At 65.0% G+C, this 8,943-nt stretch carries 14 protein-coding genes; 7 read left to right on the forward strand and 7 right to left on the reverse strand.

Annotated features, from left to right (window positions below):
• Nucleotides 1-60 precede the first annotated feature (60 nt).
• The gene (locus WJT74_RS07435) at nt 61-1,440 is read left to right on the forward strand and encodes an amidohydrolase family protein (protein WP_343343289.1); all 1,380 of its coding nucleotides are present in this window, start codon (nt 61-63) and stop codon (nt 1,438-1,440) included.
• Here WJT74_RS07435 and WJT74_RS07440 read toward each other — a convergent pair.
• Both WJT74_RS07440 and thiS read right to left on the reverse strand, forming a co-directional pair.
• Complete coding sequence (locus WJT74_RS07440) at nt 1,437-2,219, reverse strand: bifunctional sulfur carrier protein/thiazole synthase protein (RefSeq protein WP_343343291.1); 783 nt, start codon at nt 2,217-2,219, stop codon at nt 1,437-1,439. The two genes, WJT74_RS07435 and WJT74_RS07440, sit on opposite strands and share 4 nt — an antisense overlap.
• Nucleotides 2,220-2,236: 17 nt before the next feature.
• Nucleotides 2,237-2,509 carry a sulfur carrier protein ThiS gene (gene thiS, locus WJT74_RS07445; protein ID WP_343343293.1) on the reverse strand — a complete coding sequence of 91 codons (273 nt, stop codon included), beginning with the start codon at nt 2,507-2,509 and terminating at the stop codon, nt 2,237-2,239.
• Nucleotides 2,510-2,522: 13 nt separating this feature from the next.
• On the opposite strand from thiS, the gene aroQ reads away from it, so the two are divergent.
• The 6 genes from aroQ to aat are packed head-to-tail and all read left to right on the forward strand — an operon-like array spanning nt 2,523 to nt 6,325.
• Nucleotides 2,523-3,050 carry a type II 3-dehydroquinate dehydratase gene (gene aroQ, locus WJT74_RS07450; protein ID WP_343343295.1) on the forward strand — a complete coding sequence of 176 codons (528 nt, stop codon included), beginning with the start codon at nt 2,523-2,525 and terminating at the stop codon, nt 3,048-3,050.
• Nucleotides 3,028-3,513, forward strand: coding sequence for an acetyl-CoA carboxylase biotin carboxyl carrier protein (gene accB / locus WJT74_RS07455; RefSeq protein WP_343343297.1), 486 nt, complete (start codon nt 3,028-3,030; stop codon nt 3,511-3,513). Before aroQ ends, accB begins: the two co-directional genes overlap by 23 nt.
• A 7-nt stretch (nt 3,514-3,520) precedes the next feature.
• Nucleotides 3,521-4,873, forward strand: a complete 1,353-nt coding sequence (accC, locus tag WJT74_RS07460; RefSeq protein ID WP_343343299.1) for an acetyl-CoA carboxylase biotin carboxylase subunit — start codon at nt 3,521-3,523, stop codon at nt 4,871-4,873.
• Nucleotides 4,873-5,241, forward strand: a complete 369-nt coding sequence (locus WJT74_RS07465; protein ID WP_343343300.1) for an ACT domain-containing protein — start codon at nt 4,873-4,875, stop codon at nt 5,239-5,241. The genes accC and WJT74_RS07465 overlap by 1 nt, the downstream gene beginning before the upstream one ends.
• Complete coding sequence (locus tag WJT74_RS07470; protein ID WP_343343302.1) at nt 5,238-5,591, forward strand: arsenate reductase family protein; 354 nt, start codon at nt 5,238-5,240, stop codon at nt 5,589-5,591. Before WJT74_RS07465 ends, WJT74_RS07470 begins: the two co-directional genes overlap by 4 nt.
• A gap of 11 nt (nt 5,592-5,602) precedes the next feature.
• Nucleotides 5,603-6,325, forward strand: coding sequence for a leucyl/phenylalanyl-tRNA--protein transferase (aat, locus tag WJT74_RS07475; protein WP_343343303.1), 723 nt, complete (start codon nt 5,603-5,605; stop codon nt 6,323-6,325).
• On the opposite strand, the gene WJT74_RS07480 is transcribed toward aat, so the two are convergent.
• From WJT74_RS07480 to WJT74_RS07500, 5 genes are all read right to left on the reverse strand, one after another.
• Nucleotides 6,229-6,762, reverse strand: a complete 534-nt coding sequence (locus tag WJT74_RS07480; protein WP_343343304.1) for a DUF2155 domain-containing protein — start codon at nt 6,760-6,762, stop codon at nt 6,229-6,231. The genes aat and WJT74_RS07480 overlap by 97 nt on opposite strands.
• A complete protein-coding gene (locus tag WJT74_RS07485) occupies nt 6,740-7,123 on the reverse strand; it encodes an NADH:ubiquinone oxidoreductase subunit NDUFA12 (protein WP_343343306.1) in 384 nt (127 codons plus the stop codon). Before WJT74_RS07485 ends, WJT74_RS07480 begins: the two co-directional genes overlap by 23 nt.
• Before the next feature lie 42 nt (nt 7,124-7,165).
• Entirely contained in the window at nt 7,166-7,633 is a 468-nt protein-coding gene (locus tag WJT74_RS07490) for a DUF192 domain-containing protein (RefSeq protein ID WP_343343308.1), read from the reverse strand.
• Complete coding sequence (locus WJT74_RS07495; protein WP_343343310.1) at nt 7,630-8,190, reverse strand: cold-shock protein; 561 nt, start codon at nt 8,188-8,190, stop codon at nt 7,630-7,632. Before WJT74_RS07495 ends, WJT74_RS07490 begins: the two co-directional genes overlap by 4 nt.
• 98 nt (nt 8,191-8,288) lie before the next feature.
• The gene (locus tag WJT74_RS07500; RefSeq protein WP_343343312.1) at nt 8,289-8,834 is read right to left on the reverse strand and encodes a regulatory protein RecX; all 546 of its coding nucleotides are present in this window, start codon (nt 8,832-8,834) and stop codon (nt 8,289-8,291) included.
• Nucleotides 8,835-8,943 lie beyond the last annotated feature (109 nt).

Genomic DNA, 8,943 nt, shown 5'->3' on the forward strand with positions numbered 1-8,943 from the left:
GTAGGGGATGTGCGCTCCCTAGGTCAGATCGAACCACGCGCTATCGCAAAGGACCCCGACATGTTCCGAACCGCTCTCGCTTACATCGCGCTCTTCGTCGGCGCGCCCGCTGCAGCGCAGGAGGCGCGACTCTTTACCGACGTTCGCATCCTGACGATGGACGAGGATGTCGGGGTGATCGAGCGCGGCTGGGTTCACGTCGAAAACGGGCGCATCGCGGCCATGGGCAGCGGCACGCCGTCCCCTGATCAAGCCGCGGGTATACAGCGGATCGAAGGCAGTGGCACAACGCTGATGCCAGGACTTCATGACATGCATGTCCATTACTGGCGCGGGAGCCAAGGGTTGAGCTACCTCCTCAACGGCATCACCAGCGTACGCAATATGACCGGTAGCACCAGCGATGCGTTACTCTCCCAAGGCGCGGCGGATGGAGCTATTCTCGGTCCGCGCGTCACCGGGCCGGGACCGCTCATGGACGGCGATCCACCGGTCCGCTCGGGGATCTCGCTGGTCCTGACAAGCCCCGAACAGGCCGTGGGCGCCGTCCGCGCCCAGGCCACCGCATATTTTCCCGCGATCAAGCTCTACGAACGGCTCGACGCCGAGACGTTCCGCGCCGCAGTTGCCGAAGCCAAACGCCTTGATCTGAAAATCTACGCTCACACGCCCGACAGCCTGACGGTCGAAGAAATGCTCGATCTCGGCATCGACAGCCTCGAACATCTCGACGGGCTCTCCGAGGTCCTCGTCGACAAGGAGCGGCTCGGAGATCGATCGGGGTCGGTCGCCGAGTGGGCAGAGGCAGAGCCGGCGCGATTTCCGGAATGGGTCGGTCGGGTGAAGGATTCGGGCGTCACCGGTGTCCCTACACTGGCTCTGTCGTACGGTCGCCGCGATGCGCGCGATGAGGGCGATGCCTGGTACGACCGACCCGAATTGGCGATCTTCAGCGAAAATGACGTCGCATGGTGGCGCTCGAGCATCGCCGAGGGGGGCTTTGTCTCCAGGAGTTTTCCCGATCTCGACGCAGCTATCGCCAACAAGGTCTCCTTTGTCAGCGCATTGCGCGAGGCAGGCGTGCCGTTGCTGATCGGCACCGATCCGCCCAACCCCTTCGTCCTGTCAGGCTATGCCATCCATGACGAGTTTCGCGGGTTTCTCGACGCCGGATACACCGCGGAAGAGGTGATGCGAATCGCGACGCGCGACGCGGCTTTGTTCTCGGGGCGCGAGGATCTGGGAATCGTGAGGAGCGAGGCGCGCGCCGACCTCCTTTTGGTCGACGGCGATCCGCGCTCGGATATCACTGTCCTGCGCCGACCGCGCGGCGTCATGGTCGCGGGTCATTGGTACGATCGCACGGCCCTCGATACAGCCTTCGCGGACCGCGCTGCGCAAATCGCCTCACCGGCGACGGCGATCGCGTCGGACGACTAGATCAGCCCCGACAGCGGGCTCGATGGGTCGGCGTAGCGGCGCTGGCCCATCCGCCCGGCCAGATAGGCATCGCGACCCGCCTCGACCGCCAGCCGCATGGCACGGGCCATGCGCACCGGGTCCTTCGCCTCGGCAATCGCAGTGTTCATCAGGACGCCGTCACAGCCCAGTTCCATCGCCACCGCGGCATCGCTAGCCGTGCCGACGCCTGCATCGACCAGCACCGGAACGCTCGCACCCTCGACGATCAGCCGGATCGTGACACGGTTCTGGATGCCGAGGCCCGATCCGATCGGCGCACCCAGCGGCATGATCGCCACCGCGCCCGCGTCCTCGAGTTGTTTCGCGGCGATCGGATCGTCGACGCAATAGACCATCGGATGAAAACCTTCGTTCGCCAGTATTTCGGTCGCCTTCAGCGTCTCACGCATATCGGGATAAAGCGTCTTCGCCTCGCCCAGCACTTCCAGTTTCACGAGGTCCCAGCCCCCCGCCTCGCGCGCCAGTCGCAGGGTGCGGATCGCCTCGTCGGCGGTAAAACAGCCGGCGGTATTGGGAAGGTAGGTGATCTTCTTCGGGTCGATATGATCCTGCAGCGTCGGCTGTCCCGGATCGCTGACGTTCACGCGCCGTACCGCGACCGTGACGATTTCCGCCCCGGAAGCCTCCACGGCGGCGGCATTCTCCGCGAAATCCTTGTACTTGCCCGTGCCGACGATCAACCGCGAGGTGAAGGTCCGGCCCGCGACCGACCACGTATCATTCTGTTTTTCCGTCATGCCGGCGTCCCTAGCGATCAACCGCCGCCGACGAAATGGACGATCTCATATTCGTCCCCATCCTCGACGCAGACTTCGTCCAGCGTGCCCCGGGGCACGACTTCCAGATTGCGTTCGACCGCGACACGATGCGGATCGAGGCCGATGTCGCGGACCAGTTGGGCGATGCTGGTCTCGGGTTTGACGCGACGGTGATCGCCGTTGACGCGGACCGCGAGGGTGGGATCGAGAGACATGCTGCTGATTGCCGCCCGTGCGGACGGCCCTTCCGTTACGTTGCTGTGGCTCATATAGGGACGATCCATGACTTCGCCAGCACAGATCCTCGTCCTCAACGGGCCGAACCTCAACATGCTCGGGCAGCGCCAGACGCAGCTCTACGGCCCCGACACGCTCGACGACATCACCGTCGCGATGCAGGAACGCGCCAAGCCCGCCGGGATGCAGGTGACGGTCAAGCAATCCAATCACGAAGGTCAGCTGATCGACTGGCTGCACGAAGCCCACGAGCAGAAGGTCGCGGCGGTCATCCTGAATGCGGGCGCTCTCAGCCATACGTCGGTCTCGCTGCGCGATGCGGTCGAGGCGATCGACCCGCCCGTTCTCGAAGTGCACATTACCAATATCTACGCGCGCGAAGGCTTCCGTCGCCAGAGCCTGATCAGTCATGTCGCGCGCGGCGGGCTGCAGGGGTTCGGCGCTCACGGTTATCTCATGGCGCTGGACGCCGCGCATCGCATCGTCCTAGGAAAAGGCCGGAAAAGCGGGAGCAAGAAGACGCCCGCGCAACAACAGCAGGGAATATCGGATGAGCAAAAGCAACGGCACTGAGCCGATGCGCGTCGACAGCGCCTTGGTCCGCGAACTGGCGGAATTGTTGAGCGACAATTCGCTGACCGAAATCGAGGTCGAGGACGGTGATCGCAAGATCAAGGTACGCCGCGAGGCCGCGCCGGTGCACGCCGCGCCTGCCTACGCGCCGCAGCCCGCCGCTCCGCAGCCGGCGGCTTCCCCCGCGGCCGACAACGCGCCCGTCGAGAATGCGACGGAGGCTCCTTCCGGAACGCCCGTCAAGGCGCCGATGGTCGGCACCGCCTATCTTTCGCCCGAACCCGGCTCCGACCCGTTCGTCCGCGAGGGCGACACGGTGAAGGAAGGCGACACGTTGCTGATCGTCGAGGCGATGAAGGTCATGAACCCCATCACCGCGCCCGTGTCCGGCACCGTCAAGGCGATTAACGTCGCCGACGCCCAACCGGTCGAGTTCGACCAGCCGCTCGTGATCATCGACTAGGCACGACATGGCCCAGATTCAGAAATTGTTGATCGCCAACCGCGGCGAAATCGCGCTGCGCATCCACCGCGCCTGCCACGAAATGGGGATCAAGACGGTCGCGGTTCATTCGACCGCCGATGCCGACGCGATGCACGTTCGCCTCGCCGACGAGACCGTCTGCATCGGCCCGCCGCCCAGTCCCGACAGCTATCTCAATATCGCCAACATCATTTCCGCCGCCGAGGTAACGCACGCCGATGCGATCCATCCCGGCTACGGTTTCCTGTCGGAAAATGCCAAGTTCGCCGAGATCGTCGAATCGCACGGGCTGACCTGGGTCGGTCCCAAGCCCGAGCACATCCGCGTCATGGGCGACAAGGTCGCAGCGAAGAAGACTGCTGGCGAGCTCGGGCTTCCTCTCGTTCCCGGCAGCGAAGGCGCGCTGGAAAGCGTCGAACAAGCGAAGGAACTCGCCGACCAGGTGGGCTATCCCGTCCTGATCAAAGCGGCGTCCGGCGGCGGCGGTCGCGGCATGAAGGTCGTGCCCGAAGCCGACCAGCTCGAAAGCCTCATGAAGCAGGCGTCGAGCGAGGCGAAGAACGCCTTCGGCGACGCAACCGTCTACATGGAAAAATATCTCGGCAATCCTCGCCACATCGAATTTCAGGTGTTCGGCGACGGCGAGGGCCAGGCGATCCATCTGGGCGAACGCGACTGCTCGATCCAGCGCCGCCACCAGAAGGTTATCGAGGAAGCCCCCTCTCCCGTCATCAGCGCCGAGGAACGCGCCCGCATGGGCAAACGCTGCGCCGACGCGATGGCCGAAATGGGCTATCGCGGCGCCGGCACGATCGAGTTCCTCTACGAGAACGGCGAATTCTACTTCATCGAGATGAATACCCGGCTGCAGGTCGAGCATCCGGTGACCGAAATGATTTCGGGCATCGACTTGGTCCGCGAACAGATCCGCATCGCCCAGGGCGACGGGCTTTCGGTCCGCCAGGAGCAGGTCCATCTTCACGGACATGCCATCGAATGCCGCATCAATGCCGAGGATCCGCGCACCTTCGCCCCCAGCCCCGGCCGGGTGGAGAATTACGTCGCGCCGGGCGGAATGCACGTGCGCGTCGATAGCGGTCTCTACGCCGGCTATACCGTGCCGCCCTATTACGACAGCATGATCGGCAAGCTGATCGTTTATGGCACCGACCGCGAACGGTGCATCATGCGCCTGCGCCGGGCGCTCGAGGAATTCGTGCTCGGCGGCATGAAGACGACGGTGCCCTTGCATCAGCGGATCATCGACACCGAGGAATTTGCGAGCGGCGATTATACGATCAAGTGGCTGGAGGAGTGGCTCGCGGGCCAGGACGACTGATGGTCGGGGTTCGACCGCTCCTCGACGAGCGGGCCTACGGGTTCGCAACCGTCCATCCGCGCGACCCTTGGCCCGATGCGCTGCGGCCGCTCGCCACCTTCGAGGAGGCAGAAGGCACCAGCGTCATCGCGCCGCTCGAAGAACTGGAGGCGCTCGGCCTCGACCCCGCGGGAAGCTGGGCACTGGTCACGCTGGGGTTCGAAAGCCGCCTGGACGGTATCGGGCTGACCGCCAAGGTGTCGCGCGCGCTGGCCGATGCCAGCATTCCCTGCAACGTGGTCGCCGCTTTCCATCACGACCATCTGTTCGTGCCATGGAATCGGCGCGCGAAGGCGCTGTCGATCCTCAAGGAGACACAGGCCCCATGAGCAAGTCGGCACGCATGACTTTTACGCCCCGCTGCGGCACCGCACGAAAGACGAAGGCGATCCTGGAGGACGGGGGCTACGAGGTCACCACCATCGATTATCTCGCGGGCGACCTGTCGCGAGAGGAACTCGAACGGCTGTTCGACCGCGCCGGCATGACGCCGCGCGACGGTCTGCGCGCCAAGGAACCGATCGCCCGCGATCTCGGCCTGCTCGACGATGAAGTGAGCGATGAGGCGATCCTCGATGCGATGATGGAGCATCCGATCCTGATCGAACGCCCGTTGGTGGAGACCGACAAGGGCGTCGTCCTCGCACGGCCGCAGGACAAGGTACGCGACATCCTGTAAATTCGGGTCCGATGACCGAATCGCTCGACCCTCGCATGCTTCTTCGTGGCTATGCCGCGGGCATCTTTCCGATGGCCGACAGCGCGACCGCGCCCGATATCTTCTGGGTCGAACCGCGTCAGCGCGCGATCCTGCCGCTGGACGGCTTTCACCTCTCCCGAAGCCTTGCCAAGCGGGTCCGCTCCGACCGGTTCTCCGTCACGCGCGACCGCGCGTTCGAGGCGGTGCTGGCAGGGTGCGCGGACCGCGAGGAAACGTGGATCAACCCGACCATCGAACGGGCGGTCTTGGGCCTCCACGCCGCGGGGCACGCCCACTCGATCGAAACGTGGCAGGATGGCGAACTGGTCGGCGGGCTCTATGGCGTGCAGCTCGGCGGCGCCTTCTTCGGCGAAAGTATGTTCAGCCGCCGCACCGACGCCTCCAAGGTCGCGCTCGCCTGGCTGGTCGCGCGGCTATGGGCCGGCGGGTTCCGGCTGCTCGACTGTCAGTTCATTACCGATCATCTGAAAAGTTTGGGCGCGATCATCGTGCCGCGCCCGCGCTATCTGCAGCTGCTGTCAGACGCGCTGGCCGTCGATGGAGGCGCGGTCGATCGACCTCGTCCAATCCGGGCACAGCGCGACGCGCCCGACTTCTATGCGCTCGATTCGCTTGGCAGCGGTTCCGTTTCCGGCGGTGATACCGGGCCTTCGGGGAAGCTCATCGCGCAGCTTTTGACCCAGACGTCATAGACGGGGTGCTCGACCACGTTGAGCGACGGGCTTTCGCGATAGACCCAGCCTGAGAAGACGCGCTCGACCTGTTCAGATCCGCGCACGCGCACGTCGAGCTGGACGAAGGCGCCGGTCCAGGGCTGGTCCTCCCACGGAGCCGTCGTTTCGCAAGCGCGAAGTCGCACCCGTGCATCGCCGATGCGCACTTCCTGACCGGGACTGAGTTCGAGGTCGCGGGTCAGCCCGTTGCGCTTGTTGAGAAAACCGATCGTTGCGACCCGCTCCGCCATCGGCGTGACTCCGGGCAGCGCCGAATTGTCGACGACGACGTCGCTCTCCTCGATCTCCAGCTCGGGCTCCTCCTGCGCCTCGGGAGGCGCCCGGCCTTCGCACGCCGCAAGGCCGAGGGTCGCCGCGGCAAGGAGCGTGATCTTATTCAGGGGTCCAGGCTTCATAGTCGCCCGTGGCTGCCGCGCGCTGACCCGGTCGCCCAAGCGACCCGCCCGGACGATACGCCTCGGCAGTACCGGTAAGATTGGGGGTGGCATCGCGCTCGAACGATCGACGAGGCGGCAGGCTCTCGTCAGGCAGATCGTCGATGGTGCCTCGCAGCCAGGCGTTCCAGCCGGGCGGCGTGCGGCTCGCGTCGTTCGAGCCCTCATAGATCACCCAGCGACGCGCCGGATCCTTCTTGTGCCGGTAGTAGGCATTGCCGAGCGCGTCGGTGCCGACCTTTTCGCCGTGCCGAGATGTGAACAGCCCGGTGCCGAAGCTGGCACCGTTCCACCAGGTGAACATTTGCTGGAGCATACCCATGACCGCAGCGCTTACGGGATGAGGGGCATCGAGCGCAAGCGGCTAGAGCTGCACCTTGTCACCCTCGGAAATGCCCAGCTCCGCCGCACGACCGCCGGCGATCTCAAGTACATTCTGCACCGGTTCGAGACTGGAATAGGGCGCTTCCGATAGCGGCAGCGTGTTCGCGTGAATGGTCGCGATCGTGCCGTCGGCGCGGATGTAGATGATGTCCAAGGGAATATACGTGTTGCGCATCCAGAAGCCGCGCACCGCCTCGTCGTCATAGAGGAAGATCATGCCGCGGTCGGGGGCCAGCGTCTCGCGGAACATGAGGCCCCGATTTTGCTGCTCGCGCGTTTCCGCGACCTCGACAGTGAAAGGATGGGTCTGCCCGTCCGACGTGGTGACCGCGATTTCCCGTTCCGCGAGACCGGAGGGAGCGGTCACCACTTCCTCGGCGGCGGGCTGGCAAGCGGCGAGCGGCGTGGCCACCATCGCGGCGAGCAGCGCCGCAAGCGCGGTCCTCATTCCTGTCGCAGACTGACGGCGGTGAGACCCTTCTTGCCCTGCGCGATCCGTGCGTCCATCCGGTCGCCCGGTTCCAGGTCGAGGATCTGCCCCTCGCGGACCGTTTCCATATGAATGAAGATGTCCGGCTCGCTCTCCCCGACGCGGTTGACGAACCCATAGCCCTTGACGCGATTGAACCATTTGACCTCCACCGGTTCGAACGGATCGGCGGCCTCGATCAAGGCTTCCCGGTCCGCCCGTTCGGCAGAAGAAATGGACGAGCGCGGGCCCTGAGGCAAGGCCGTCGTGTCATCGATCGAGACGATCTTGCTCGCCTGCCAACCGCGCTCATGTTCGTGCGCCTCGACCTCGAGCGTCGCGCCCTCGGGCAAGGTGCGGCGATCGTGCGGCTCGAGAAGCGAGAAGTGAAGGAGAACGTCGCCGTCGACGTCGTCGCTGACGAGGAACCCGAACCCGCGCGTCGCGTCGAACCATTTGACGATGCCACTGATCTCGACACACGGCGGCGCGCCGATCTCGCCGTCCTGTTCGGTAGCGCCATCATTTCGATACACGTCACAAATTCCTACTTTACGGAGTCCGTTCTACCAGAAATTTTAGTGTCGTGGAACCGACATACGTATTCCGGTGCTACGGCAAAAGGGCGGTGGCATCAGGGTTCCGACAGTGCGTCCGGATCGACGTCCGCCCCCGGTTCGAGATCGAGGATCCTCGCGGCCAACGCGAAATCATGCCCGGCGCGGGCGAAGGCGGCCAGCGCGCGCTGGCGGTCGCGCGGATCGAGGATGGCGCCACTGTCATCACCGACCGCAAAGGGCCCCAGGCGCCGTCGCCGGGCGAACTGGAGTGCCGCCGCGACGCTCTCGGATTGCGCCGCATCGAGCGCCGCGCTCCTGTCTTCCTCTTCGATCCCGGCGGCATAGAGTGCCTGCCCGACGCGCCGTGGGCCATAGCCTCGGGAAGTCAGGTCGCGCCCTTTCATCGCCGCAAAAGCTGCGTCATCGACATAGCCTCGATCCGCGAAACGCGCGACCAGCGCCGTCACGTCGGGATCTGACTCGTCGTCCCACCCACGCTCGCGCAGCTTGCGGTTCAGGTAGGTCGCCAACTTGGCCCGGCTGGTCGCGAACCGACCCACATAATGCAGCGCCAATTCCTCCAGGCGTTGCGAATCGAGAGGTTTGCCGGGGCGTTTCATCGGGGCGAACCTGTCACATTCCGCCATGTTTGTGCCATAGTCGCGCAGCAATGGGGAACGCTCGGGACATCCGAAGGGGGTCTCGCGCGTCGGCACCGCCCGCGCATCG

The sequence above is a fragment of the Sphingomicrobium sp. XHP0239 genome (assembly GCF_039555325.1).
GTDB classification, from domain to species: domain Bacteria; phylum Pseudomonadota; class Alphaproteobacteria; order Sphingomonadales; family Sphingomonadaceae; genus Sphingomicrobium; species Sphingomicrobium maritimum.

What these genes read in the sequence shown, in the direction of transcription:
- WJT74_RS07435 (WP_343343289.1), top strand. Translation starts at nt 61, where the DNA reads ATGTTCCGAACCGCTCTCGCTTACATCGCGCTCTTCGTCGGCGCGCCC.
- WJT74_RS07440 (WP_343343291.1), bottom strand. Translation starts at nt 2,219, where the DNA reads ATGACGGAAAAACAGAATGATACGTGGTCGGTCGCGGGCCGGACCTTC.
- thiS (WP_343343293.1), bottom strand. Translation starts at nt 2,509, where the DNA reads ATGAGCCACAGCAACGTAACGGAAGGGCCGTCCGCACGGGCGGCAATC.
- aroQ (WP_343343295.1), top strand. Translation starts at nt 2,523, where the DNA reads ATGACTTCGCCAGCACAGATCCTCGTCCTCAACGGGCCGAACCTCAAC.
- accB (WP_343343297.1), top strand. Translation starts at nt 3,028, where the DNA reads ATGAGCAAAAGCAACGGCACTGAGCCGATGCGCGTCGACAGCGCCTTG.
- accC (WP_343343299.1), top strand. Translation starts at nt 3,521, where the DNA reads ATGGCCCAGATTCAGAAATTGTTGATCGCCAACCGCGGCGAAATCGCG.
- WJT74_RS07465 (WP_343343300.1), top strand. Translation starts at nt 4,873, where the DNA reads ATGGTCGGGGTTCGACCGCTCCTCGACGAGCGGGCCTACGGGTTCGCA.
- WJT74_RS07470 (WP_343343302.1), top strand. Translation starts at nt 5,238, where the DNA reads ATGAGCAAGTCGGCACGCATGACTTTTACGCCCCGCTGCGGCACCGCA.
- aat (WP_343343303.1), top strand. Translation starts at nt 5,603, where the DNA reads ATGACCGAATCGCTCGACCCTCGCATGCTTCTTCGTGGCTATGCCGCG.
- WJT74_RS07480 (WP_343343304.1), bottom strand. Translation starts at nt 6,762, where the DNA reads ATGAAGCCTGGACCCCTGAATAAGATCACGCTCCTTGCCGCGGCGACC.
- WJT74_RS07485 (WP_343343306.1), bottom strand. Translation starts at nt 7,123, where the DNA reads ATGGGTATGCTCCAGCAAATGTTCACCTGGTGGAACGGTGCCAGCTTC.
- WJT74_RS07490 (WP_343343308.1), bottom strand. Translation starts at nt 7,633, where the DNA reads ATGAGGACCGCGCTTGCGGCGCTGCTCGCCGCGATGGTGGCCACGCCG.
- WJT74_RS07500 (WP_343343312.1), bottom strand. Translation starts at nt 8,834, where the DNA reads ATGAAACGCCCCGGCAAACCTCTCGATTCGCAACGCCTGGAGGAATTG.